The sequence below is a fragment of the Bradyrhizobium sp. LA6.8 genome (assembly GCF_040547935.1).
In the GTDB taxonomy this organism is placed as follows: domain Bacteria; phylum Pseudomonadota; class Alphaproteobacteria; order Rhizobiales; family Xanthobacteraceae; genus Bradyrhizobium; species Bradyrhizobium barranii.
On the sequence record NZ_JBEPQQ010000002.1, the window covers coordinates 542,715 to 568,863 of the forward strand.

A 26,149-nucleotide genomic window follows, 5' to 3' on the forward strand; every position below is an offset into this window, starting at 1 on the left:
GGCGTGCGACGGGCGGAAAGCGCTGTTCCACGGGACCTTGCGACGGCTTACGGCCGGCAGGGATATCGCAGCTGCGAAGATAGCAGGCCGGAGCCCGAGGTCAAAGGCGACCGTTTGGCCTATTGTGCCGGCAGGATCGCGATCGACAGCGAATTGTCCTTGGCGCCGCTGACCTGGAGCACGAAAGGCTGCGCCGACAGCTCGTATTTCATGGTCTTGCGGATGCCGTCGCAATCGGTCGCGCCGCTGAAGGCCACGGGCTTGAGGAAATGCCCGTCCTGGACCACGTCCACCCAGGCCCCGCTGGACAGGCTGACGGTGTAGAGCCCGGCCTTCGGCGCCTTGATGCTGGTGAAGCCCGCGAAGGTGCCGTCCTTCGGCGCCCTTTCGGGCGACGTCGGCAGCTTTGCGTCCGCGGGGGCCACCAGCCCCAACGTGATGGCCGACGACGGCAACGCCGCCTGCTCGCTCCCCGAGACGAGCTTCGCGCGGTCCGGCGCGGTGAGCGCGGCGCGCTCACGCTCGATCGGCCATTTGAACTTGTCGCAGCCGCTGGCCTCTTCGGCAGCCAGAGCGGAGGTCGCACTGAGCGAAAGCGCAGCGAGGAAGGTGAGGACGCGCATGTCAAATCTCATCGTTGGCCACGCGAACGAGGCGGGGCTTGCGGTCATTGCTGAAAGGCGGGATGCGCGTCCCGACAGGGCCGCTCGGCTTACGGCAGAGCGGCAAGGCGATCCTAGCGCATTTCAGAGGATGGGAGCCAGTCATGACTCTGTCATCCCGGACAAGCGCAGCGAAGCGGAGCGCAGATCCGGGATCCATAGCCCCAGGGAGGAATTTGACGAAGACTCGGAGTTACCGCTTCGCTCAACCACCGCTCCCTGTGGTTATGGATCCCGGGCTCGCGCTTCGCGCGCCCCGGGACGACAGCGGTGGGTGAGGCGGCAGCTTGCCCAGCCAGCCGCCTATTGCTTCGCATCCACCGCGTGCAGCACCGCTTTGCAGGCCGCCGGCATCTGCGCCAGCGTCATCGGCGGCTTTGGCTTCGGCGGCTCCGGCGGAGGCTTCGGATGCAGCACGGCGTCGCTGAACCAGTAGGCGAGGTCGGACGGCTTGCAGCCTTCGTCCTCGGATTGCGACGACTGGCCTTCGCATTCGCTCGAGCCCGCAGGGCAGCGCATGCGGATGTGGAAGTGATAGTCGTGGCCCCACCACGGCCGGATTTTCGACAGCCACGAGCGGTCGCCCTTGGCCTCCCGGCACAGCGCCTTCTTGATCGCGGGATTGACGAAGATGCGCTGCACTGCCGGCTCCTGCGCTGCGTCGCGCAGCACCAGCACATGAGCAGGCGTGAACACCTTGGGGTCGATGTCTAGCCGGTCCTGGCGCACCATCATCACCGCCGACATGTCCTCGCGCTCCTCGCGTGACAAACGACGGTCCGGCATCGGCGTCAGCCAGATGTCGGCATCCAGGCCAATTTGATGGCTGGCATGGCCTGACAGTGCCGGCCCGCCGCGCGGCTGGGCGATGTCGCCGACCAGAATGCCCGGCCATCCCGCGTCCTTATGCGCCCTGGCCGCGAGCCGCTTGATCAGCGCGATCATGTCGGGATGACCGTAATTGCGTTTACGCGACAGCCGCATCACCTGCCAATTGTCGCCGTTGAGCGGCATCTGCATGGCGCCGCCGATACAGCCCTTGGTGTAGGAGCCGATGACATGAGCCGTTCCCTTCGACGGCAGCAGCTTTCGCGCGAACAGCTCCTTGGCGCCGATGCCGGGATCGTTTGGGTTGGCGAGCGGCGGTAGCGGTTTTGGGTTAACGCTGCCCTTGTCCTGGGCCAGCGCGGCGCCGGCGGTCAGGAACGTCATGACAAGCAGGAGAGGAGCGAGGCGGCGGGGACTCATGCTGTCATCCTTATAACGCAACGCGGCGTCAGGGTTAAGAAACAGTCCTTCGGCCGAAATATTGTCCGAAAGTCGCAGTTCCCTACGCGCGGCCGGCCGATTTTTAACGACACGATAACCCTCTCGTGCATTGACCAAAATTCGTGCGTGGGAGGCGTGCTCCCAGCCCTCTGTATGCATTCGCGCGCGATCTCGGAAATGATTCAAGGCAGCGCGCAATTTTGCGCCATCGCGTTCTCCGATGACGACGATGTGATGGGCTTGGCGCGCCCGGCGGCGCTGTCGCGCCGCGCAAAGCGGCAATAACGGCTGCTTTCCTGAGGCCACCAGACTGTGCGATCGATCGACAAGCCACCCAAGATTACTTTTTTTTCAGACACTTGCCCCAAAACTTGCGGCCACTGGGCGCGACTGGGACGCATAGAGTTGAGTTTGGGGTCTCGAAAAACAGCAAAGCGAAAGGGAGGCGTGCTCGCCCGGGCTCGCCGACAGCCGCGCAAGCCGCGCTTCGCGCGCGCGCCTCAACCCGTTTCCGAACGCGACGAACTCCTGCGCCGCCGCGCCGAGGCGGAAGCCGCGATCGCCGAGGCCCGCAAATCCCATGAGCGCCTGCGCCAGGCCATCGACCTCCTGCCGCAAGGCATCGTGTTTCTCGATGCCGAAGGCCGCTACGTCCTCTGGAACAGGAAATACGCCGAGATCTACAGCAAGACCGCCGATCTGTTCGAGGAAGGCGCGCGCCTCGAGGACACGCTGCGCATCGGCGTCGCGCGTGGCGACTATCCCGAGGCTGCCGGCCATGAGGACGAGTGGATCGCCGAGCGGCTGCAGAAACTCTATCAGCCCGGCGCGCGCCACGAGCAGATGCTCGCGGACGGCCGCGTCATCCTGATCGACGAACGGCTGACCGACGACGGCGGCGTGGTCGGCCTGCGCGTCGACATCACCGAGCTGAAGCAGCGCGAGGCCTCGTTCCGCCTGCTGTTCGACGGCAATCCCGTCCCCATGATCGTCTGTGCGCTCGACGACGAGCGCATCCTCGGCGTCAACGATGCCGCGATTTCCCATTACGGCTATAGCCGCGCCGAGTTCGAGAAGCTGAAGATCCGCTCGTTGCAGGCTTTCGACAGCGAGCCGCCCTGGACCACCGATCGGTCCAGCGAGGAGCAGGCCGCGCGCACCTGGAAGCACGTCAAGGCCAACGGCGCGCTGATCGACCTTGCGATCTATTCGCGCGAACTGACCTATGCCGATCGGCCCGCGGTGCTGCTCGCGCTGATGGACATCACCGAACGCAAGCGCGCCGAGGCGCGGCTCGCCTTCATGGCCCAGCATGACGGGCTGACCGGCTTGCCGAACCGCAACCTGCTGCGCCAGCAGGTGGACGAGATGCTGCTGCATATGCGGCGCAGCTCCGACAAGGTCGCGCTGCTGATGCTGGGGCTGGACAATTTCAAGGCGGTCAACGACACGCTGGGACACGCGGTCGGCGACAAGCTGCTGCGCGGCGTCGCCAAGCGGCTGCGCTCGACCTTGCGCGAGGAGGACGCGCTGGCGCGGCTGAACTCCGACGAGTTCGCGATCGTGCAGAGCGGGCTGACGCGTCCCGAGGATGCGGTGATGCTGGCCAAGCGCTTGCTGGAAGCCATCGCCGATCCCTACCTGCTCGACGGCCATTCCGTGGTGATCGGCGCCTCCATCGGCATCGCGATGGCGCCCGGCGACGGCGATGATTCCGAAAAACTGCTCAAGAGCGCCGACATGGCACTGTCGCGCGCCAAGGCCGATGCCCGCGGCACCTTTGCGTTCTTCGAGGCCGCGCTCGACGCCAAGGCGCAGAGCCGCCGCAAGATCGAGGTCGAGCTGCGCGACGCGATCCAGAACGACGTGCTGCGCCCTTATTACCAGCCGCTGATCGACCTCCAGAGCGGCCGCATCACCGGCTTCGAGGCGCTGGTGCGCTGGCCGCATGCCGAGCGCGGCATGGTCTCGCCGGCCGAGTTCATTCCGGTCGCGGAAGAAACCGGGCTGATCAATCCGCTCGGCGGCCTGATGCTGCGCCGGGCGTGCCTGGACGCCGCGACCTGGCCGGACGATGTCCGCGTCGCCGTCAACCTGTCGCCGCTCCAGTTCCGCAGCGGCAATCTGCTCTCGGTGGTGACGGACGCGCTGAAACATTCCGGCCTGCCGGCGCGGCGGCTGGAGCTCGAGATCACCGAGACGTTGCTGCTCGAAAAGAGCGCGCAGGTGCTGGCGACGCTGCATGCGCTGCGCGCGCTCGGCGTGCGCATCTCGATGGACGATTTCGGCACCGGCTATTCCAGCCTCAGCTATTTGCGCAGCTTCCCGTTCGACAAGATCAAGATCGACCAGTCCTTCGTGCGTGATCTCGGCGCCAACCGCGAGGCCCAGGCGATCATCCGCTCCATCGTCAGCCTCGGCAAAGGCCTAGGTGTCACCATCACCGCCGAGGGCGTCGAGACCGAAGCCGAGCTGAGCTGCCTCCGCGCTGAGGGCTGCGACGAGGGCCAGGGCTTTCTGTTCAGCAAGGCCCGGCCGAATGCCGAGATCATCAGCCTGCTCGCCGCCCAGCGCGGCATCGATGGTGGCGAGAAGGCTGCGATGGTGGCGTAAGGCGGGCTGCCCCTTACCTCGCCCCGCTTGCGGGGAGAGGTCGGAATGCGCGCGTAGCGCGGATTCCGGGTGAGGGGGTACAGGCCCTTCAACGATCGCCCGTGTGGAGAGATGCCCCTCACCCCAACCCTCTCAGCGCGAGCGAAGCTCGTCGCGGCCCCGTAAGAACGGGGCGAGGGAGCGCAGCGTCATTGCGGCTGTAGTTCAGCGTCCCTCCGCCAAGATCGCCTTCCCCACATCCTCATAATGCGTATCCCGTGCCTGGATCTGCTGCGCGATCGCGTGCATGTCGCGAAAGCGCCGCTCGAAGGGATTGCTGCGGAACACCGCGGTCGCGCCGGCCATGTGATAGGCGGCGTCGACTACCTTGGCCGATTGATGGATGGTCCAGGTCGCGGCGAGGCGAACGGCGCTGCGATGCGCCGGGCTGAATTGGCCGGTCGCGCAGAGGTCGTGCCACATCGCATTCGCCGTCGCATAGAGATAGGTGCGCGCAGCGCGTAAGTCGCCCTCGGTGCGGCCAATCAGGCCCTGGACCGCCTGGTTGTCGCGCATGGCGCTCGCTGCCAGCGACTGGTGCTTTGCCCGCGACAAAGCGATGGCCGCATCCAGCGTCGCGCGCGCGACGCCCAGCGAGACCGCGGCAAAGCCGAGGCTGAAGGTCGATCCGGTGCCGATCCTGTAGAGCGGACCCGTCTCACGCAGCGCGGACGGCACGTCACGGAACGCCGTGAAACGCTCGGGGATGAAGAGGTCGCTCACTTCATAGGAATCCGTGCCGGTGCCGGCGAGCCCGATCGCCTGCCAGACGTCGTGCAGCACCGCGCTCGCAACCGGAAACAGGATGGTACGAACCTCTGGCGAGCCGTCGGCATTTTTGCGCGGCGTCCCGTCGGCTCCGACGATGCGGACATGCGCCCCCAGCCAGCTCGCCTGCCGCGAGCCCGAGGCAAAATCCCAGCGCGCTGTGACGCGATAGCCGCCCTCGACGCTGCGCGCCTCATGCGCGATCGCGCCCCAGGCAAGGATGCCGGGCGGCGTGTCGAAGATCTCGTGCGCGGTGCCGGGATCGAGCGAAGCCGCGATCATCGCGCAGACGCTGCATTGGCCGAGACACCATGCGGTCGAGGCATCCGCCTTCGCGATCTCCTCCTGCATCTGCATGAAGATCTCGATGGGGGCCTCGGCACCGCCGAGACTTTGCGGCAGCAGCGCGCGATAGAGCCCGTTCTCGATCAAAGCCGAGACGACGGCGGGCGTTAGCCGACGGGAGCGCTCGATCTCGTCCGCTTCACGCGCAATCAGTGGCGCGATTGCCCGGGCACGTTCAGCGAGATCGAAGCCTTGCGGCCTGTTCATGCGTCACCTCGTCAGGCCGCGGCGCGGCTGAGGTCGAGTGCTTGCTTGCGTCTGGTCGGAAAACTCAGCGCCACTGCTACGGCGGCAAGCCCGATCGCGAAGGAGCCGGCATGCAGCCATGTGTAGCGCTGGAAATTGTCGAACACGAGCCCGCCGGCCCATGGACCCAGCGCCATGCCGAGGCTGGCAAAGGCCGATACCGCGCCGAACACGGTGCCCATGATGCGCGCGCCGAAGTACTCGCGGACCAGCACCGCATAGAGCGGCATCACGCCGCCATAGGCGAGGCCGAACACGACCGAGAGCGCGTAGAATTCGCCGAGCTGCGCCACCGCGAGAAAGGTCGCGATGCAGATCGCCTGCACGAACAGGCCGCCGACCAGCACGGGCTTGGCGCCGATGCGATCGGCTGCCGCGCCGAGCAGCAGGCGTCCGCCGAGCCCGGAGACGCCGGCGACGCTGTAGACCGTCACCGCCGTGAGCGGGGCGATGCCGCACACCATCGCATAGGACACCATGTGAAAGATCGGACCGGAATGCGCCGCGCAGCAGGCGAAATGCGCGGCTGCGAGCGCGATGAATTGCGGCGTGCGCAGCGCTTGTGCTGCGGTCAGCTCGATCTCCGGTGCGGCGTCGGTGCTTGCCGGGCCAGCCGCCTGCGGCGCCGGCCGCACCAGGAAGCAGGCCGGGATCAGCAGCGCCCACGCCGCACAGCCGATCACCAGCATCGCGGTGCGCCAGTCATAGGCCGTGATCAGCCAGCTTGCGGTCGGCGCGATCGTCACCGGCGACACGCCCATGCCGGCGGAGACCAGCGCCACCGCGAGGCTGCGGTTCTTTTCGATCCAGGCGCTCGCGAGCGCCATCATCGGCGCGTAGAAGCTGCCGGCAGCGACGCCGATCAGCACGCCGAAGAACAGCTGGAATTGCCACAGGCTCGTTGCCTGGCTCGCAGTCACGAGACCGAGGCCCAGCAGCAGGCTTCCGGCAAGCACCACGATGCGGGTGCCAAACCGGTCCGACAGCGTGCCCCAGAAGAACGCGGCAACGCCCATGCAGAGGAAATCCAGCGTCGCCGCCGCCGACACGCCCGCGCGCGACCAGCCCATCGCTTCGGAGATCGGCTGCAGGAAGACCGCAAGCGACAGCATCGTGCCGAAGCCGACACAGGTCATCAGCGCTCCCGCGGCGACCACGACCCAGCCATAGTCAAACCCTGACGGCTTGCTCATGCGTTTCCTCTGCGCTTTTGCTCTTGTTGATGGTGCGCGCGGGGATGGTGGCCCATCTGTCGGCGGAGGGCAAGGTTACGCGCAATGCGCGGGTACAGAGCGCGTTACCTTGCAGCTGCCTTGAGCATCGTCACCCGCCATGGGCCGTCGCAACGTCGGCTTAGGATGTGTTTTGTGCCGCAGTTTCGCTGCCCCCGCGTGCCCGTTCCATTTGCCCCGGCCACCCGTACGCCGAGATCAGGCTCATATAGGCCTCAAAATCCGTGCCGGTCATATTGAGGGAACGGCTGCACTGTTGAAGGGCTTCGTCATATTGACGGAGGTGCAAGTGTGCGACGCAGAGAAGCCGCGCTGCGATGGTGTCCTGCAAGACGGCCAGGTTTGCGAGGTCGCCGTCGAACCGATCCGACCAGATGTCGCGGGCGGTCTGAAGGTCAGTTAGAGATACGTTGACCCGCACCTGGTCTCCGTTGCGTCTCACCGCGCCCCGCACGGCCCAGCGGACGCGGAGATCCGTCCCGAGCTGCTGCAAATCGATTACCTTCTTCTTGTAGGTCAAGGCGGTGTCGCGTCCAACAACGAGAGTGGCGGGCGTTCGCGCGAGATCGGTGGTCAAGCCTGTCGAGATCAAGTCGGCAAAGGAGTCCTGCGCCGGACCGTCGTTGAGGCTGGCGAAGGGCAACACGACGAGAGAGAGGCGAGGCGCGATCTCGGGCCTGACTGTCGGCTGTGGCTGGATATTTTGAGCTTCCCGTTGTGCGTCGGTACGGACGGTCTTCCAGGCATTCCAGTATCCGGCAACGCCACCGGCAATTGCGCCGATGGCGGCGACCGACGCCAGCACGCTGCCGACGAGCTTCAAACGGCCCCTGAGGTCCTCCAGCCAGCCTGCGGATCGCCGTTCGCCAACAGCGTTTGCAGAGGCCACCGGGATCGTAACCGCTGCCGTGGTTCCTGGTTGCCGATCCTCATCGTGCACGGCGCCCACGAAACGAAAGCCCTTGCGTGGAAATGTCTTGATAAGACGTTGTTGCTGACCGGAGTCACCGATCGCGCGCCGGACGGCGTTCAGCCGGGTCGTCAGCGCCGCATCGGATACGATCCGGCCATTCCAAATCGCGTTGACGAGATCGTCCTTGCTGACGACGCGATCCCTGCTGCGGATCAGATGTTCGAGCAGATCGAGAACCTGGGGTGTCGTGGGCACCACATCGAGCCCGCGCCGCAATTCGCGCCGCTCGGTGTCCAACGCACAGTCCTCGAAGAAATAGCGCATGGCACCATTCTCCAAGCCTGCCCTCTATTCTCCGAGGGCGCGGGAGCAATAACCCGTGGAGAATAGGCCTTCGCTAGCAAAAATGTAAGCCGCGAACATTGGTCCACCCCGTCAGGGGGTGCCAAGGTCGTGCTTTTCCGGAAGGCCCGCTTCGCAGAGACCCTTCTCGAAGATCGCGAAGTCATCTGCCCGGCGAAACGGTGCCAGATTCTCGAGATTGGCACGAAGATCTGGATTGCATTCAAGGGCTTTCAGGAGGGATCGTTGCGCTTGTTCACGCCGCCCGGCGAATGCGTTGCTGGCTGCGGCAATGCAGGTCACGAGCAGGAAACTCGTCTGACCACGCAATGCGGTCTCGGCGCATGATACTGCCGCGTCATAGCGGCCCGCCAGAAAATGCGCATACGCCATGGCTCCCTGCGCGTCGTAGTACATGGGCGGATCGAGCGGGCTAAGTCTCACGGCATGTGCGGAGTGCTCGAGGGCGAGATCCGGCTCTCCCCTCCAAACTCTCAGCCAGGCACTGGTGGCCCAGGCTTGCGCGAAGTTAGGGTTGTCAGCCAAAGCTCGATCCACGAAAGCAGCCGCGTCGTCGAACTCGTGGGCTATGAAGGCGAGCGCATATCCACCGACGGACAGTGCAACCGGATCATTTGCCCCCAGTTCTGCGGCCTTCCGGGCCAGCCGGGTGGCTTCCGCAATTTCCTTCGCGGGATCGCTGATCCAGCCGTTCGCCTTGCGCCGGGTATAGCACCAGGCGGCCATGGCATAGCCACAAGCCAGTCGAGGGTCGAGTTCGGTCGCCTTGCAAAAGAGCTGCAACGCCTCGGTGTTTGCGTTGTTGGACCAACGGGATTTCGCCAGCCCGCGCAGATAATGATCATACGCATCCAGATTTTCGGGTGGCTTCCGCCTTGCCCGCTTGATTTCCTCACGCTGCAGCCTCGGGGCGATTGCGCCTATGACACTGGACGTCAGATTGTCCTGCAGATCGAACATGTCCTCGATCGGGCCCTCAAAGCGGTCTGCCCAGAGATGCGTTCCAGTTTCGGCATCGATCAGCTGCCCCGCGATTCGAATGCGATTTCCGGCTTTGCGCACGCTACCTTCGAGGACATAGCGGACACCAAGCTCGCGGCCGACCTGCTTTACGTCGACGACCCGGCCCTTATACGCAAAGCTCGAATTGCGTGCGATCACGAACAGCCAGCGAAAATGAGCCAGGGCCATCGTGATTTCCTCCACGATGCCGTCTGCGAAATACTCCTGTTCGGGATCGGAGCTGAGGCTGACGAAAGGGAGTACGGCAATCGAGGGCTTATCCGGTAGCGGGAGGGGCGCCGTTTTCGCTTCTGACAGGTGAGGGACGGTTGAAGGACCCGGCTCCCGTACTTCCCGAACGGCTCCGACGAAACGGAAGCCCTTGCGCGGGATCGTCTTGATCAGGCGCTGCGCTTCCCCGCAATCGCCGACTGCCGTACGGACGCCATTGATGCGGGTCGCAAGCGCTGCCTCCGATACGATGCGCCCCTTCCAGATGGCGTTCATGAGGTCGTCCTTGCTGACGACACGCTCCCTGTTGCCGATCAAGTAGTCGAGAATGTCGAAGACCTGTGGCGCAACGGAAACAGCGTCGGCCCCGCGATGCAGCTCGCGCCGATCCGTGTCGAGCACGTATTCATCGAAGAGATAGCGCAAGTTGCCACTCCCGTCGTTGGATGAAGCCGCCTCTGCACCTGCTGGGGCGTAAAGTAAGGCGCCGGTCAGGAAAATGTAAGCTGCACGTCAAGCGTGCCCGGCGAAGTCCTGACATCCTGCCCTCGGTAAAGGTATCGCCAAGGGATATCGCCGATGAGTACCATCAACGGCGTTGCGCAGGTGCGACGGACTGCCACACCCGTGCAGCAAGTGACCAGCCTTTTCCTGCGGGTCTGGAGCGCATGGCAGAAGCGCCGAAGACGACTGAAGGTACAAACCGCTCTCTGTGCCCTCAGCGATCGGGAGCTGATTGATCTCGGCGCGACGCGCGCCGAGATTGACTACATTGCCTTGCAGCAAGGCCGCGCAAGGCCCGATCGTCCGGCATCCTGGCGCATTGGTAGTGCGCTTGCGATCCTGTCGCTCTTCAACTTGCTCGGCTTGATTCCCGTGGATCGCGCCGAGGCTCAATGCACGGCGCAGGATGTCCTGCGGAGGCAGCTGGCGGTCAAGGTCGACCCGCCGGCTCGCAGATCGGAGATTCCGATCAGCTCGGCTGCAGATGTCCTGGCTTGGAAGACGATCCGGATAGGAACATTCACGGATACTTTCGCTCTTCGCAGCGCGATGAGTGCAATGGGCTGCGGCGTCGGAAACGCGGCCGATGAGATACTCGCTCGACCGGCCTTTACCCTAAGTCGCAAGAAGGCGGAGGTTGAGCTTGTTGCCGTGTCGGTTGCCGAGCTCGGGTTTCAAGGCGAGGCTTCGCTGCGGGAAATCTATGCGCGTGCACAACAGCTCGGTCTTGCTCTGGCGCCCGCCGAAATCGCGCCGCAGCTGAGACTCCAGTATTTGGACCAGCCGATCGGTGAGTTTCTCACCATCGGGATGGAGCCTATCGGGACGTGGGCGGGCGAAGCGGTCGTCCTGACGGTGGCGAATGGCGGAGCAGGCCTCATTTTGATCGGCCAGGACGGCCGTGAGGACGCGCAGATATCTGCGATATCCCGTTTTGTGTTCGTGCGACCCGGCTCATCCATGGCTCCAGAGACCGCAGCGATGGCCAGGTAGCATGCGGCGATCTCATTTGGTCTGGGCTCGATCAGGGAAACGGGTGATGATCACGCGTCGTGATGTGTTGTCAGCGGCAGCTGCCGCGTTCGCCGCTGCGCATATTTCACCGCGGGCGCTTGCACAGCCGATCGCGAAAACCGTGCATATCCTGACGGGCTTCACGCCGGGGCTGCAGGATGGGTTGGCGAGGCTCGTGGCCGGCCAGATGAGCGGCTATGCGGAAACCATCGTGGTCGAGACCCGTCCGGGCGCGGCCGGTCGCATCGCGGTGGAGGCGGTGAAGAGCGCCGACGCCGACGGATCGGTCATGCTGTTCGCGCCGCTCGGCTTCATGATGTTCTTTCCGCACGTCTACAAGACACTGAGATACCATCCGCGGGATTTCACACCTGTGTCGACTGTCGCCTCGACCCCGACATTGCTGACGGTCGGTCCCAGCGTACCGGCCAACGTCAAGACGCTGGCGGACTTCGTGGCCTGGTGCCGCGCCAATCCGAAGCACGCCACCTTTGGTTCGCCGGGCGCCGGAACCTCGCTCCATTTTCTTGGTACGACGCTGGGCCGCACCGCCGGCTTCGATTTTCTTCACGTGCCCTATCAGGGCGGTGGCGCGATTCAGGATCTGGTCAAGGGCGTGATTGCCGCGACCGTCATGCCGATCGGCAGCTCGCTCGGACTCGTCCAATCCGGAGATCTTCGCGCGCTGGCGACCACCGGACCGCGCCGCAGCCTGTTTGTTCCGGCGGTACCGACGATGCGGGAGGCCGGATATCCGTCGCTCGAGGACCTCACATGGTTTGCGTTCTTCGTTCCGGCCAAGACGCCGGCGCCGATCGTCGATAAGCTCAACACCGCGATCCAGGCGGCCTTGCGCACCGACGAGGTCAAGGCCGGCATGGCAAAGCTGGCCGTCGAGCCCGACGCGATCGCCATGGAAGACTTCGCCCGGCTGATCGCATCCGAATCCGACCGGTGGAAGGCGATCGTGCAGGCAACGGGGTTCGTCCCGACCGATTGAACCGGCATTGACAGGAGGCAACACATGAGCGGGCCGGCATCCGTGCATGATCTCGTGCAGTCGCATCGCATCACCGCGGTGATCTATGCGGCGGCGAAGCTCAATCTCGCCGAGGCCATCGGCGATGAGGCGAAATCGGTGACCGAGCTCGCCCGGCTGGTGTCCGCCGATGAAAGTGCGCTGCGCAGGCTGCTCGTTGGCCTGACGACACTTGGCCTGTGCAGGCAGGCCGACCGCGACCGGTTTGCCATGACCGAGCTCGGCCGGCAGCTCGACGAGACCGCCGACCCCTCCTTCAAGGACTGGGTTCTCTTCGAGGGCAAGATGCTCGCGCAATCCTGGATCGGACTGGTCGAATCCGTTCGCTCCGGGAAGAGCGCGGGCGAGCTGCGCGGCGATGGCGACGATCGCTATGCCGCGACGAGCAACGCGCCGGAATTCACCCGCCGCTTCAACGCCGCGATGGTCAGCCTGACGCGGAGCATCGTTCCAAGGATCGTTGCGGCCCACGACTTCGCGACCGCGCGCATTGTCATGGATCTCGGTGGCGGCACCGGCGAATTGATCGGCGGCGTGCTCCAGCACAACCCGCATCTTGAGGGCATCGCCTTCGATCTCGCGCGCTGCGAGGCGGGAGCGCGGGCGCATTTTGACCGGCTTGGCATCGCCAATCGCTGCCGGTTCGTCGCCGGCAGCTTCTTCGAGAAGGTCCTGGGCGGCGCCGACACGATCCTGATGAAGAGCATCCTGCACAATTGGCGAGACGATCGTTGCGAGATCATTCTGCGCAACTGCCGGGACGCGCTGCCGGCCAGCGGAACGTTGATCGTGATCGAACGGATCATGCCGGAGCCTGCGACGACCGAGATCCAGGACCGCTCCTGCGCCATGAGCGACCTCAATATGCTGCGGGGACCTGGCGGCCGCGAGCGGACGGAAGCCGAGTATCGCAGGCTCGGCGTGCTGGCCGGCTTCGCCTTCGTCGGCACCAGCGGTGTCGGCTCGTTCAGCCTGGTCCAATTCCGAAAGGTCGGGCACTGACTGCCGTCCGTTGGGACGCCAGTCGAGTCTCATCCCATCAGGACTTGGCGCTGGTTCGATCAGCAGCCCCGGCAGACGCCGGAGATCTTGCGATCGACGCTGGCATCCTCTTGGTCGAGCAAATCCAGCGATCCCAAACTTGCCGAGGGCACGTCGGAGGCGTGGGGCTGGCGGTGACCGACCGGTGCCGTCCACGGCCTAGTGGTCGTTTCCTTTCCGGGCAGCGACGGGTGGAAAGGTTGCGCCGAAGCTGCGCCCATCGTCGATACGATCGTGACCACAATCAGCATCTTTGAGGTAATCATAGGTGTCTCCAAATGCATCCCGCCCTGCATGTGCGGTTCAGACATTCAGATTTGCATCGAAGACCCGCTATTCCCTGTCATCGCGTAGGCGTGATACCGCCGTGGTCCGGCCTTCCGGAACGACGTTTGTCAGGCCGGCGCTTTCCTGCCGATCAGACCGAAGACGATCATGATGAGGCTGATGCCGCCGACAGCGCCCGAGACCTCTCCGACCGTGCGCATCAGGGCGGCAGGATCATTGGACCACGGCGTCATGTCCCGCATCGAGAGGAAGAACAGGACGGCGAGCACCAGCAGCACTGAGCCTACGGCAATCAATCGCCAGTTTCGCTTTCGCATGACAGACATTCCCCCGTATCGCCCACGGATGGGCGGGGCGTTTAGGACGCAGGGAGATAGTGTCGTCGAGCCCGGGTCGGGTTCAATGGCCGCGAGCCGGATCGAACAAATGTGACCCTCATCCCCAATTTGTTCGCGGTCGCTGGTGGGTGGCCAACAGACGTTTTGACTTTTTTGTGTTTTCAACGCTTTGACGGCTCGACCTTGTCGGCATGGACCAGTCTCGATCGTCCTTGGATGGACCCCGCACACGTCAGTGATGCCGTCACCTAGAAAATCGAACCAGGAGCTTATGTTCATGAGGATTACCGTCGAAACCACCGTAGCAGCCCCCATCGATCAGGTCTGGCGTGCCTATACGACACCTGCCGACATCATGGCGTGGAACGCCGCGTCCGACGACTGGCATACGACCAAGGCTACGGTCGACCTGCGGGAAGGCGGGGTCTTCTCTTCGCGCATGGAAGCCAAGGACGGCAGCATGGGCTTTGACTTCGCCGGGACTTACACGACGATCGTCGAACACAAGCTGATCGAATATTCATTCGGCGATCGCAAGGCCGAAGTCGAGTTCGTGCCCGGGGCGAAGGGCGTCGTCGTCCGCGTCGTCTTCGATAGCGAACCGACACACTCGGTTGAGCAGCAGCAGGGCGGCTGGCAGGCCATCCTCGACAACTTCGCACGACACGTGCAGGCGAAGCAGAAGACGTCGTGAAGCCGTGCGGGGGCAGGAGATGTCCCTGACGGGCGCCGTCGGCTTTCTGCGCGGAGCACCTGACGGAAACTGACAGTCGAGGAATAGCCGGCTTCGGGGGCAGCCGCGTCGGTTGACCCCTCAGCCGGCGACCTCAGGTTTGCGCCGGGCTCACCGACGCGATGGGCCAACAGGTGACGTCAAGCTGCTACGACGGCTCCACGCCCCCCGCGCGCGTCTCCGGGGGCGCGCCACGCCTCAGGGGAAGCGGCTGGTCGCCAAGCAACACCTTCACCACCACGTCACGCGCATTGCCGGGATCAAGCGAGTGCTTTGCGATCAGGTCGCTACAGTCGGCGACGATCTGGTCGGCGTCCTGCATGATCTTGAGCTCTTTGTAGCGATCGTGCCGATGCAGGCCCATGCTTTCGCCAACCACTTCAAGGATATTTACGATACGGAATGGCCAGTCGCGCTCGTGCGCGCACAGTTCGCGATGATCGGAATGATAGACCGCGACCAGTGCATCGACACCTGCATCGCGCGCCGCCTCAAGCACCATGAGTTGCAATTCGCGCTTGTACTTTGGAAGCACGCCGACATCCACGCTTTGCAAACCCACCGCCGGCTGGTTCAGATCGACGAGTTCGATACCGGGTACCGCCGTCAAGATCTCAGCGGCGGCTTCCACGACGCCGGCCACGCCGGGATGCCTGTGCAGCGCGACCCGCATTTCGACCCTGCGCTGAAGGTGCGGCTTTAGCTGCGCCAGCCGGTCGCCGAGAAAGCGCATGAACGGGCTCATCTCGAACGGGCGCGACCCGTGCTGTCGCTCCACCGTTGGCAGGATGGTCTCCGTGTACTGGACGTAGCACGACGGGCACCAGGAGATCACCTGCCCCGAGTTCGAGTGCGACAGCTTTTCCATCGTACTCGATCCCATACGACCGGCCATCTCTGCGTCGCCGGACTTGAGTTGGAGAATGCCGCAGCAATGGCTCGGCCCACCCATCACCTGGTAACTGACGCCGAGCGCGTCCATGATATCGAGCGCAAGCAAGGCGATGTGCGGCGTCTTGAGCACATTGCAGCCGGTGTAAAACACGAAATCCGGCGCCTCAACGGGCGTGGCGACCGACGCCGATCTCTGACCCAGTCGTTCGAGCACGTCCGCATCGAGTTGCAGGCGCGAAAGCATGTTCACGCCACGACTGCCGTCGCGGTACCTCTCGACACCCCGCCGGCGCCGTTCGGCAAGCTCATTGTCCGACTTCGCGATGCCAAGCCGCGCCATGCTCAGCAGGAAACGCGGATTGACGCCATAGCTGCACGCCTTGATGCATGCCCCGCTCCGCATGCAGGACTGCGCCCATTTGCGCGACGCTTCCGGGCCGTTGCCGGTACGCACCAGCTCGAGAATGCCGCCGATGATGTCTTCGGACTTTGTCGTCCGCGAGATGCCGGCCGGCTCGACACTCGGACAGGCCTCGACGCATTTCCCGCATCGCGTACAGGCGTCGAGCATGTCTTCGGCATATTCAGCCAGGGACGTCTCGAAGGGGACCTCGTTCATCGGCTGCATGACCAACTCCCAGGCCTGTTGGAGGATCAGCTACGTGCGGCATACGACAGCGCCGGAACCTAACCCACAATTGGCGAGCTGTACACGAGCAGGCCGCAATGGGGATTTGTCGCCTTCGGGTCACGAGCAGCAATACTTGCAGTGAGCAAATCAAGTCGGCTCCGCCCCTGACAGGGGACCTCGGCAAGCCTCCCACAATTGTCGCGATGGGCCAGAAGCAGACAATCACCACCTTGAGCGGCTTACATTTTGCTTACCGGCGGCATAGCTTATGCGTGGTTGACATCCCTCAGCGAGCTAGGCCACGAGGGGAATGGCTGTGCGCTATCTCTTCGAGAACTACACATTTGACACAGACCGGCGTGAGCTGTGTCGCGGCGCCAAGATGATCCCTCTCGCGCCACAGGTCTTCGACCTGCTCGACTACCTGATCCGCAACAGGGAGCGCGTCGTCAGCAAGGACGACCTGATCCGCGCCATCTGGGACAACCGCTCCGTCTCTGATGCTGCATTGACGACCCGTCTCAATGCCGTCCGAGGCGCGATCGGCGACACCGGTGAGAAGCAGCTTCTGATCAAGACGCTGCCGCGCAAAGGCTTCCGTTTCGTTGGGGCCGTGCAGGAAGAAACACAGGGGAGCCCGGCCGAGCAGGCTGGTTCGGCGGCGTGTGGTGGCGTGACTGCAGAGACGTCGTCTTCAGCACATCGCCTTTCCATTGTTGTGCTGCCGTTCGCTAATCTCAGCGGAGATCCCGAGCAAGGCTATTTCGTTGATGGCGTGACCGAGAGTTTGACCACGGATTTGTCGCGCATCTCCGGTTCATTCGTGATCGGCCGACACACCGCCTTCACGTACAAGGATAAAGCAGTCGACCTCAGGAAGATCGGGCGCGAGTTGAACGTCCGTTACGTGCTCGAAGGCTCCGTACAGCGCAGTGGGAACTGGCTTCGGGTGAACGTGCAGCTTGTCGATGCCGAAAGTGGCAACCACCTATGGGCCGAGCGTTTCGACAAGCCTATCGCTGATCTGTTCGACATGCAGGACGAAATTGTGTCGCGGTTAGCCAACACGCTGGATGCCCAGCTTGTTGAAATTGAGGCCCGACGGGCAGAACACTCTGTACGTCCCGACGCGATGGATTTGTATTTCCAGGGCATCGCTCACTTAAACAAGGGAGTGACCCTCGAGCACCTGACGCAAGCGCGTGGCTTTTTCGAACGCGTCTTGGCGCTTGATCCCGGCAGTATCGAAGCACTGGTTGGCACGGCCATAGTTGACTACTCTATGGGCGTTAACTTCTTTACCGAAGACCGAGCCGCGTCCCTGGCGGCGGCAGAGACGGCCCTAAACAAGGCTCTGTCAATGGCTCCACAGCACGCGCAGGCTCACATGTATCTGGGCGTGGTGTATATTTTCACATTCCGCGCAGCCCAAGGGATTGCCGAATGCGCGCGGGCGTTGGTGTTGGATCGAAATCTGGCTAACGCTCATGGCTGGATCGGTCGTGGCAAGTTTCATCTTGGTCGCGCTGAGGAAACCGAGGCCCACATCCATGACGCGCTCCGCCTCTCACCTCGCGACACCTTTGCTTACCGGTGGATGATGGTCATGGGCCTCGCCAAGTTCTGGCTCGGTGCCGATGCCGATGCGGTCGCATGGTTGCGGCGCAGCATTGAGGCCAACCGGAATTTTCCCTTCACGCATTTTTTTCTCGCTGCGGCCCTAGCGCTTGTCGGGCAGCTGGATGAGGCGCGCGCTGTAGCGCAAGCCGGATTGACGCTCCAGCCAAATTTCACCATTCGTCGCTTCCGCGCTAACCCATACAGCGACAATCCGAGTTACCTCGCCAGGCGTGAGCGCGTCTATGAGGGCATGCGGTTGGCCGGGGTGCCCGAGTGCTGATGTCCGACTTGGGTCAAAATGCGAAGAACTCAGAGTGAGCAAAGTCAGCCCGCTCTACTCCGCCAAGCGGACCTCAATGAAAGGTGTCGCCACTTCGCTGATCGGCCAGCAGCAGACATTGATCAGAGACGAAAACCCAACTTCACCAACGTCGTTGGGGGGCGGATTTCAGTATGCCGGAGCGCAAGCGTGAACTAGCCCACATTGGGTAGACCCGTGCGCGTGCTAAACTGCACTGTGCGCGCCAACTAACTTCGGTTCGGCAAGAACTGGACGTTTTCGCGGAGCAGGCCATGGACAAGGATCGTCGAAACGCACTTTCCACGGAATACGGCGAGGTCTGCAGCAACTTTCGGACGCTGACCGACATCCGGTTCAAGTTGCTGGGTCTGCTGCCGATCGCGACCGCCGTAGCCATTGCGCTCAAAGTCGACCACATTGATGGCCGGAGCTTTGTGTTCTCGTTGTTTGGCCTGATCGCAACGATCGGGCTCGTGACCTACAATACGAGAAATGACGAGCTGTATGATGAACTCGTGAGACGTGCCGCATACATTGAACGAAGTCTTGGTCTCGCGGATGGAGCATTTGCCAACCGCCCGCGCGCGTCGCTCAAGTTTCGTCTTTTCGGCATCCCATGGAAAGTCGACCACCGAGTAGGTATCGGCACGATTTACCTTGCGTCCATCGCTGTTTGGCTTTTCCTGGTCTTGGCGTCGTTGTCGGCTTGGCTGGCTCCGGAGGCCTCGGTATTGGCTACGCTGGCTGCTTTTGGGCTCGCAGTCATTGCGACCTGGTGGGCGAGGACGTGGATCAAGCGTAAGAAGAAAGAGGTCGATGAGGAAAAGAGATCCTTGGCCATCGAGGCCGTTCAAAAGGCGTTCTCAACCGATTTGTCGCGAGGCACGGCGGACGGGGGGCTGATAGATTTGTGCTTCAAGCTCGCGGACGAGAAGACGCGCGAAATCATCGCCAAACGGGCTCAGTTCTATGCCGAAATCGATCGCGACTCCTCAATCTACTACCCGCCGGGCGTCTCAAAGGAACAGGCTGCATGTCACTTGGTGGCGCTACTCACGGATTTGCCACCGCGGTGGCTGTTCGATTGCGCCACAAATCGAAGAGGAGACATGCCGGAGAACAGTCCCGTATTGTTCCCGCCCCGCGCTGACGAGGTAAGGTGATAGCGCATTGATTTTCCGCTTTGGGTCAGAAGCACCAGCCTGGACCTTTAGCCGACGACTTCCGGTCTGGCACCAGCTTCGGAAGTTCTCTCGCGGCGCGGAAAGTGGCGCGATGAGCCAAGGGCGACATTGTTCGCGGGCGGCTGGCGCCAGAACAAATGTGAGATAGTTCATATCGGGCGCGTCGCCGACGTGTTGCCATTCCGATGTTGCCGGCGAAACTTCATTTCTTTCGCCGCCGTGGCCGGTGCGTATCGCGCTGCGGTTCGGACTGCGCGGAGGCGTTGAATGGTCAATATCAAAGTTCCTCTTAATCCAGTGCAGAAACGCGGCTTGTGGCCGCCCAAAGGCGGGCGCGAATATCCGGTCTTGGATACGGACGACTGGTGGAAAATTGCGGCGCGCGAGCACATAGATGCGTGGGCGTTAATCGAGTTCAATTTCCAAACGCACGTTCCTGAGGAGGTGAATTGGTATTTGCGAGAGCTCGTGGGTTGCCGCCACAGCCGTGACGGGGGGCGCAATTACGCGTTCATCGGGGCTGACCCGAAGCTGCGCAAAATCTATCTTCCCGCTGTGCCGCCTCCGCCCCCACCTGCACCCATACCCTGGCCCGACAAACTCAAGAAGCTCCAGTACGAGGTGGAGCATTCGAACGACCCACAGAAGGAACGGTTCCTCTGCATGCTCAAGGCGATGGAGAACCGCCGTGATGATCGCGTGATCTTTTGGTCCACCATAGCCCCGGGCCCCGAGTGGGTTGCTCCGCTTGGCGTTGAGGGAAGAGGGATTGGGAAAGCGTTGATCGATTCGCAGTGGCTCTATAAAAATATAAAGACTGTGCGGGATGTGGACCTTCTTCCGTATGGCAACGGGTTACCGAGAAGCGATACTTTCGTGATCAGCTTCCACAAGTATCTGTTTGAAACGGCTTCGTCTTCCATCGGTATCCTGCGCGCGGCGAACGCAGAAATTGTCAAGACGCATGTCATGTTGGATCGTTGGGCGAACCAAAGCATGGGTGGAAGTGCGTCAATGCCGACGTGTTATCGCGCAATCAAGGAATTTATTCGCTTACAGGAGCAAAGTGATTACCCGTCTGTGATCAACTGCATCGTGACGACTGGCGCGTAACCAGTTCCCTGGGCGGATGACTGCACCAATCCCCACCGCTTCAGCGATTGCGGAGTCATCTGCTTCGGCGGCGTTAAGTCCACCGACACGCACCTCGCACTCGCAATTCACCACGTCAACAAAGAGATCATCGGCTGGCTGGAACCGGCGGCAAACAGCATCTCTCATTTAGTTTGATCACCTCGTCGGTGGGCCGCTGGCGATGCAACGACACGTCGAGGTCGAGCGCTTCTTGGCGGTCTTGAAGTTGATCACCAGTCAAATTTGGTCGGGGCCTGAATCGGCGGGTTGTAGCCCTTCATATTGGGTACGCTGGAACGCGACCGGTGTCTCAATTGGGTCAAAATGCGAAGAACGCAGAGTGAGCAAAGTCAGTCCGCTCCACCCCAACCAAGCGGGCCTCAATGAAAGGTTTCGCCACTTCGCTGATGGGCCAGAAGCGGACATTCCCGTTTGGAGCCTGAGTGTGCTAGCCTGAGGCACCATGCCCACACCTGCCGAAGCAGTAAGAACCTACATCTTGGCCAAGGACGGCAACCGACCGTTCTTGATGAGGCAGGCGTTCTCTGAAGAGATTGCACTCGAAATGGTCGTCAAGACCGACGCTATTTCGTTCCCCAACACGGCTTCCGGCTTGAACGCTGTGGAAGAAATTTTGGTGCGTCGTTTTGGTGTCGAATACGAGAACATCTACACGTTCTGCCTATCCCAGCCTTCCGAGACTGACCGAGCGCGCTTTCAGTGCCATTGGTTGGTGGGGATGTCCGCTAAGGCCAGCGGGCAACCGCTGCGAGTTGGATGCGGACGTTACGACTGGCATTTCAATGAGCACGGAAAAGTGGTGAGGCTGGTGATCACCATTGAAGTCATGAAAGTCTTATCGGGCGCCGAACTCGATGGCGTGATGCGCTGGCTATCTTCGCTTCCCTATCCGTGGTGCAGTCCGTCTCAGGCTCTTCTGTCATTTCCTCCGCAGAATGACCTGCGCGAGGTTGAAGCCTACTTGAAGCAGGCTCAATAATCTCGAACTATGATTGGCCAATAGGGTTGACGTCCCGAAGTTGAAGCTCGCCGTGTGTCGCCTTCGGATCAATCGCGTCACGATGGCCGCGTGCTGCTCCCTTCCGGTCTGCCGCTGTGAACGGAAATCGTCGGACTGCGCGGGCATGTCACCTGCGGGCCATAACCGGACCTGTTCACTCGATGACCTTGTCGGCACTGGCCGAGAGTGCAGGAGAGACGGAAAGGCCCAGCTGCCTGGCCGTCTTCAAGTTGATGGACAGATCGAATTTGGTCACTTGGTAGAATGGAATATCGCCAGCTTTTGCTCCGCGGAAAATTGCGTCGATGTTGTTGGCCGCGCGCATATACAATTCGACTAGATCAAAGGAGTAGGCCATTAGGCCCCCGGCTTCGACGGATTCGGTGAACGCGAAAATCGCCGGAAGTCTCGCGTCGGTCAGCAACTTGGCGATCAAAGCGCTGTTTTGAAAAGTTTCAGGGGAGTCGACCACCATGACTGCATTTGCGCCTTCGCCGGAAAGGCTCTCTACCGCCGCCCGCCAGTCATTTTCTTGAGCACCAACATCCAGTAGCGACACCGCGATAGGTAGGCCAGCCTCCTGGGCCGCTGCGGGGATAGGCGAACCCTTGACGAGCCCGCTGTATTGGATGTGAAGAGCGAGCAAGCCAAGTTTTGATATTGAAGGAAAGATTTCGCGCAGCAGTGCAATCCGCTTTCCATGAATTGATGGACCGGCGTCGATGCTGGCTCCCGTAAAATTTCCGCCCGGGCGAGCCAGACTTTCGGCAATCCCCAGTCGAACGGGGTCGGCAGTTATCGTTACGATTGGAATACGCGATGTCAGTTTTTTGAAGATGAGTGCGCCAGGACCACCGAGGAGAATGACGTCCGGGTTGCTGCTAACGATTTCCGTCGCCAAGGCCTCGAGGCCGGACGTGTTTTGCTCTCGTCCATAACTTTCGACTTTGAGGTTTTGTCCCTCGATCTGTCCCAACCGTCGCAGCTCGGCGAAGAGGGCTCGAGGATATTTTTTCCCGCTAAGCTCGTGCCAGTCCGCGCTCGGCTCTGACGGGACGAAAATAGCAAGACGTTTCTTCTTGGCGCTCTCCGCCGCCGCAGCCAGCCGCGGCAATGCGACCGCACCACAAACGGCACCGAGAAAAGCACGCCGCCTCATGTTCGCCCCCTAGCTAGAGTCTAGGTCAACGCATCTTAGCGTCTAAAAGGCGATACTGAAAATCAAAGGTGGCTCTGCGATGTCCGGGTTGGGTCAAAAGCGTCGGTTTGGCGCTCAGGGGCAAACTTCCGCTCTGCCGCCATCACCCGACACAGCTGCACCGCGTCAACGGAAGCGATGGGGCACGAGCGGAAGTGCCTAGCCGCTCCATATCGGCCGCCGTCGGTCATCCCTGAACGAACAGCTTACTTTTCTCTCGTCTCCGGCCTATTCTTGGTGTCCTTCTGCGATGAGCGCGTTTGGGAAGAAATGTGGTCTATCGGGCGGAGAAGACGGCCTTGCGCTATCTCTTCGAAGACTACGTATTGGACACGGACCAGCGCGAGCTGCGCTGCGGAGCCGTGCTGATTGCGACTGCGCCACAAACGTTTGACTTGCTCCTTTACCTCATTCGCAACAGGGAGCGGGTTGTTAGCAAGGACGACCTCCTCGGTGCTGTTTGGAGTGGTCGCATCGTCTCGGATGCCGCGCTCACGACGCGCATGAATGCTGCTCGCGGCGCAATTGGCGACACGGGCGAGAGACAGCGTCTGATAAGGACGATGCCCCGCAAGGGTTTCCGCTTTGTTGGCACAGTGCAGGAGGCGCAAAGGCCCACAACCGTCCCCCTTGGCCATGTGGCGCAGAACGATGATGCAGCGCAGAGGTCGCTTTCACCACCTCGCCTTTCCATCGTTGTGTTGCCCTTCGTCAATCTCAGCAGCGCCCCAGAGCAGGACTACTTTGTCGATGGCGTGACCGGGAGCCTCACCACGGATTTATCACGTATCAGTGGCTCATTCGTCATCGGCCAACACACCGCGTTCACCTACAAAGGCAAATCGGTCGATGTCAGGCAGATAGGTCGCGAGTTGAATGTTCGCTACGCGCTCGAAGGCTCGGTGCAGCGTTGCGACGATCGTCTCCGGGTGAATGTTCAATTGATCGACGCGACGACGGGCAATCATCTGTGGGCCGACCGCTTCGACAAGCCCTTCGCCGATCTGCTCGATATGCAGGACGAAATCGTAGCCAGGATTGCGCGGACTTTAGACAACCAGCTCATCGTGGCTGAGGCGCGTCGCGCGGCAAGAACGTTGAATCCCGATGCCATGGATCTCTATTTCCAGGGCCGCCATTCTTGCAATAGGGGAGCGACACTCGAGAATTTGACAGAAGCTCGTAGTTCTTTTGAACGGGCTCTGGCGACTGATCCGCAAAATGTCGACGCCATGAGCTGGAGCGCGTTGGTCGAGACAGCGCTTGTCGCGGCATTCCTGACCGACAATGGGCCTTCGTATCTGGCAGCGGCAGAGACCATGGTGCTAAAGGCGCTCCGCCTCGCTCCGGACCATGCCTGGGCTCATTTCACCTTGGCCATGGTGCTGATCTATACGAACCGGACGGCGCAAGGCGTGGCTGAGTGCGAGCGAGCCTTGGCCCTGGATCGCAATCTGGCTGACGCTCACGAGATGATGGGCCAGGCTAAGTTCTATATGGGTTGCGGTGCAGATACCGAGTTCCACGTCAACGAAGCACTGCGCCTTTCCCCTCGCGATATCTCCGCCTTCCGATGGATGAATACAGCGGGCTTTGCCAAGCTGCAGATCGCAGCAGACGCTGAAGCGGCCGCTTGGTGTGCGCGAGGAATCGAGGCCAACCGAAACTATCCGCTGCTGCATTTCGGGTATGCTGCAGCGCTCGCGCTTCTTGGGAGGCTGAACGAGGCGCAAGTGGCCGCCAAAACCGGACTTGCACTTGATCCGACATTTACAATCCGTCGCCTCAGAAACGTTCCAGTGCGCGGCGGCGGCGCGAATTTCGTTGTAGGAGCCAGGCGCTTGGTTAGGGGATTGTACATCGCCGGAGTACCGGAGGGGTGATGCCGGCGATCGGTCTATCGCGTCACTATGGCCGCGTGCCGCTCTCTTCCGGTTTACCCCTGTGAACGGAAATCGTCGGAATGCACCGCCATGTCTCACACGGGCCAAAAGGCGACATTGGATGCATCGTGACCCAATCCGGCCCGGCAAGGGCCCAACCTGCGGCACTATCAGTGCGAGGCGGCGCGCGCCGGGCCGCGGCCGCCCGGAAGCGCTCGATCGTCCGGCCGAGCTCCCGGAAAACGGCATCAACGATCTTGAACGAGATGCAACAGTTCAGTGCTTTGCAATGAATGCAAGCACCGTATCATTGAAGGCTTGGGGGTTCTCAACCTCCATCTGATGAGATGCCGCCGGAATCGTTGCACGTTCGACGCTCGGCAGGCAGTGCTCCAGCATGTCGTCGACGACATGGAACACCTTAGGGCTGAGCTCCCCGTCGACGAGCAATGTTGGCGCCTTCACCTTCTGCACGTCCTCGCATGTGGTGGGCGGGAAGAGGTCTCGCGATGCGGCTTCGCCTTTCAGTTCTCGGACATTGTCCATGACGCGCTTCAGAACGGGAGGTGGGAGTTTCTCGTACGAACCATCGCCCAACACGCCGTTCACAAATCGACGCACTCCTTCTTCGTCATTCCCCTGCTTGAATGCTTCGCTCGTAGCGATTGATCTCGTGATAACGGCGCTAAGAAGAGCATCTCCTTCAGGAGTCGTTTTCAGTAGCGGCATTATAGGCGGTTCGCCCAGCGTCAGACTGCGAATGACCTCCGGGTGATCTCGTGCGACCAGGAACGCAATGAACGCCCCATACGAATGACCAACGAGATGAACCGGGGGTAGATTAAGTGCCTTGATGAATGCAGCCAGGTCTCTTGCATGTAGGGTGACGGAAAAATCCGTTGCATCTTTGGGCCATTCATTTGGATAGTGGTACCGACGACTGTACGAGATCAGTCGATATCCCTTCGAGAACGCCTCAAGCTGTCCATCCCACGTGCGGTAATCCTCCAATGTGCCGTGCACCAACACCACTGGAGTTCCTTGCCCGAGTTCAATGTAATGCAGTGTGAGGCCATCAACTCCCACCTCTTTTGTTTTTATCTCCGAAGAGGACGCGCCTTTCTGCTGCGCGAACGACGGACTCGCGACGAAGAACATGGCTGCTACCGATATGAGGACGATGTGTTTCAAGAGGAGCGTTCTCGGTTGCGTATGACTCTCCTGGTGTTGTGAGACCTTTCTGCTTCGGCTTCACTTACTAAGCTGTAGTCTAATCCGCGATTCTCGGCGGTAAGGTGGGACTCTAGGAGTCGGATTACGCCCTATGAATCCGGTGGTTCGGGGTTCGAGTCCCCGTGGCCTATACGCGCGATGCGGCCAGGGTGGCCGATCCGGCGGGTCTGGTGGGCAGGGCGCCGCATCGGCAAGGGGCAATGAGGTGAGCCCGCCGCTACCTATACTACCAGTTCAAACACACGCAGGGGGTGCACAAAACGTCACACCGCTCCCCAGGATCGCCTCGCGAGCGATTGCGCAGCTGATGGCTGGTCGACGTCTGCTTCGGGTCAAAAGCGGTCTTCGAGGAGCGTGCTTGGCAGGCCAGAAGCCGACGCAAGCCGTCATCGACGTGGCGCCTGGATATC

Annotated in this window: 21 protein-coding genes; 10 read left to right on the forward strand and 11 right to left on the reverse strand. The window is 61.8% G+C overall.

Features of this window, described 5'->3' with window-relative positions:
- Positions 1–119: 119 nt before the first annotated feature.
- Both ABIA90_RS09680 and mepA read right to left on the reverse strand, forming a co-directional pair.
- Positions 120–623 (reverse strand): hypothetical protein, encoded by a 504-nt coding sequence (locus ABIA90_RS09680; protein WP_354118662.1) that lies wholly within the window; start codon positions 621–623, stop codon positions 120–122.
- 342 nt (positions 624–965) lie between these two features.
- On the reverse strand, positions 966–1,910 hold the full coding sequence (gene mepA / locus ABIA90_RS09685; protein ID WP_354118663.1) for a penicillin-insensitive murein endopeptidase: 945 nt from the start codon (positions 1,908–1,910) through the stop codon (positions 966–968).
- 468 nt (positions 1,911–2,378) lie between these two features.
- Between mepA and ABIA90_RS09690 the strand changes: the two genes are divergently transcribed.
- The gene (locus tag ABIA90_RS09690) at positions 2,379–4,544 is read left to right on the forward strand and encodes a putative bifunctional diguanylate cyclase/phosphodiesterase (RefSeq protein WP_354118664.1); all 2,166 of its coding nucleotides are present in this window, start codon (positions 2,379–2,381) and stop codon (positions 4,542–4,544) included.
- Positions 4,545–4,748: 204 nt separating this feature from the next.
- Here the strand turns inward: ABIA90_RS09690 and ABIA90_RS09695 are convergent, their stop codons facing one another.
- The 4 genes from ABIA90_RS09695 to ABIA90_RS09710 form a co-directional block, all read right to left on the reverse strand.
- The gene (locus ABIA90_RS09695) at positions 4,749–5,903 is read right to left on the reverse strand and encodes an acyl-CoA dehydrogenase family protein (protein WP_354118665.1); all 1,155 of its coding nucleotides are present in this window, start codon (positions 5,901–5,903) and stop codon (positions 4,749–4,751) included.
- An 11-nt stretch (positions 5,904–5,914) separates the two neighbouring features.
- Positions 5,915–7,135, reverse strand: coding sequence for an MFS transporter (locus tag ABIA90_RS09700; protein ID WP_354118666.1), 1,221 nt, complete (start codon positions 7,133–7,135; stop codon positions 5,915–5,917).
- A gap of 160 nt (positions 7,136–7,295) precedes the next feature.
- Positions 7,296–8,411 (reverse strand): winged helix-turn-helix domain-containing protein, encoded by a 1,116-nt coding sequence (locus ABIA90_RS09705; protein WP_354118667.1) that lies wholly within the window; start codon positions 8,409–8,411, stop codon positions 7,296–7,298.
- Between the two features lie 111 nt (positions 8,412–8,522).
- Positions 8,523–10,109, reverse strand: coding sequence for a winged helix-turn-helix domain-containing tetratricopeptide repeat protein (locus ABIA90_RS09710; protein WP_354118668.1), 1,587 nt, complete (start codon positions 10,107–10,109; stop codon positions 8,523–8,525).
- 153 nt (positions 10,110–10,262) lie between these two features.
- On the opposite strand from ABIA90_RS09710, the gene ABIA90_RS09715 reads away from it, so the two are divergent.
- From ABIA90_RS09715 to ABIA90_RS09725, 3 genes are read left to right on the forward strand one after another with little or no spacing between them, the layout of a single operon-like run.
- Positions 10,263–11,180, forward strand: a complete 918-nt coding sequence (locus ABIA90_RS09715; protein WP_354118669.1) for a DUF1127 domain-containing protein — start codon at positions 10,263–10,265, stop codon at positions 11,178–11,180.
- Positions 11,181–11,226: 46 nt separating this feature from the next.
- A complete protein-coding gene (locus tag ABIA90_RS09720) occupies positions 11,227–12,201 on the forward strand; it encodes a Bug family tripartite tricarboxylate transporter substrate binding protein (protein WP_354118670.1) in 975 nt (324 codons plus the stop codon).
- Positions 12,202–12,225: 24 nt separating this feature from the next.
- Positions 12,226–13,242, forward strand: coding sequence for a methyltransferase (locus ABIA90_RS09725; protein ID WP_354118671.1), 1,017 nt, complete (start codon positions 12,226–12,228; stop codon positions 13,240–13,242).
- Positions 13,243–13,301: 59 nt separating this feature from the next.
- Here the strand turns inward: ABIA90_RS09725 and ABIA90_RS09730 are convergent, their stop codons facing one another.
- Both ABIA90_RS09730 and ABIA90_RS09735 read right to left on the reverse strand, forming a co-directional pair.
- Positions 13,302–13,547 carry a hypothetical protein gene (locus ABIA90_RS09730; RefSeq protein WP_354118672.1) on the reverse strand — a complete coding sequence of 82 codons (246 nt, stop codon included), beginning with the start codon at positions 13,545–13,547 and terminating at the stop codon, positions 13,302–13,304.
- Positions 13,548–13,676: 129 nt separating this feature from the next.
- Positions 13,677–13,886, reverse strand: coding sequence for a hypothetical protein (locus ABIA90_RS09735; RefSeq protein WP_354118673.1), 210 nt, complete (start codon positions 13,884–13,886; stop codon positions 13,677–13,679).
- 298 nt (positions 13,887–14,184) lie between these two features.
- Here ABIA90_RS09735 and ABIA90_RS09740 point away from each other — a divergent pair, with 298 nt between their 5' ends.
- Positions 14,185–14,601 (forward strand): SRPBCC family protein, encoded by a 417-nt coding sequence (locus ABIA90_RS09740; protein ID WP_354118674.1) that lies wholly within the window; start codon positions 14,185–14,187, stop codon positions 14,599–14,601.
- A 187-nt stretch (positions 14,602–14,788) separates the two neighbouring features.
- Here the strand turns inward: ABIA90_RS09740 and ABIA90_RS09745 are convergent, their stop codons facing one another.
- A complete protein-coding gene (locus tag ABIA90_RS09745) occupies positions 14,789–16,162 on the reverse strand; it encodes a 4Fe-4S dicluster domain-containing protein (RefSeq protein ID WP_354118675.1) in 1,374 nt (457 codons plus the stop codon).
- Positions 16,163–16,475: 313 nt separating this feature from the next.
- Between ABIA90_RS09745 and ABIA90_RS09750 the strand changes: the two genes are divergently transcribed.
- The 4 genes from ABIA90_RS09750 (at position 16,476) to ABIA90_RS09765 (ending at position 21,404) form a co-directional block, all read left to right on the forward strand.
- Positions 16,476–18,065, forward strand: coding sequence for a winged helix-turn-helix domain-containing protein (locus ABIA90_RS09750; RefSeq protein ID WP_354118676.1), 1,590 nt, complete (start codon positions 16,476–16,478; stop codon positions 18,063–18,065).
- A gap of 293 nt (positions 18,066–18,358) precedes the next feature.
- Positions 18,359–19,249, forward strand: coding sequence for a hypothetical protein (locus ABIA90_RS09755; RefSeq protein ID WP_354118677.1), 891 nt, complete (start codon positions 18,359–18,361; stop codon positions 19,247–19,249).
- A 288-nt stretch (positions 19,250–19,537) separates the two neighbouring features.
- Complete coding sequence (locus ABIA90_RS09760; RefSeq protein ID WP_354118678.1) at positions 19,538–20,383, forward strand: hypothetical protein; 846 nt, start codon at positions 19,538–19,540, stop codon at positions 20,381–20,383.
- Between the two features lie 484 nt (positions 20,384–20,867).
- Positions 20,868–21,404, forward strand: coding sequence for a hypothetical protein (locus tag ABIA90_RS09765; protein WP_354118679.1), 537 nt, complete (start codon positions 20,868–20,870; stop codon positions 21,402–21,404).
- 175 nt (positions 21,405–21,579) lie between these two features.
- Here ABIA90_RS09765 and ABIA90_RS09770 read toward each other — a convergent pair whose 3' ends face one another.
- Positions 21,580–22,584, reverse strand: a complete 1,005-nt coding sequence (locus tag ABIA90_RS09770; protein ID WP_354118680.1) for an ABC transporter substrate-binding protein — start codon at positions 22,582–22,584, stop codon at positions 21,580–21,582.
- 338 nt (positions 22,585–22,922) lie between these two features.
- Here ABIA90_RS09770 and ABIA90_RS09775 point away from each other — a divergent pair, with 338 nt between their 5' ends.
- Positions 22,923–24,506 carry a winged helix-turn-helix domain-containing protein gene (locus ABIA90_RS09775; protein WP_354118681.1) on the forward strand — a complete coding sequence of 528 codons (1,584 nt, stop codon included), beginning with the start codon at positions 22,923–22,925 and terminating at the stop codon, positions 24,504–24,506.
- A gap of 276 nt (positions 24,507–24,782) precedes the next feature.
- Here the strand turns inward: ABIA90_RS09775 and ABIA90_RS09780 are convergent, their stop codons facing one another.
- Positions 24,783–25,697: an alpha/beta fold hydrolase gene (locus tag ABIA90_RS09780; protein WP_354118682.1), complete on the reverse strand. Its 915-nt coding sequence runs from the start codon at positions 25,695–25,697 to the stop codon at positions 24,783–24,785.
- Positions 25,698–26,149: the final 452 nt, after the last annotated feature.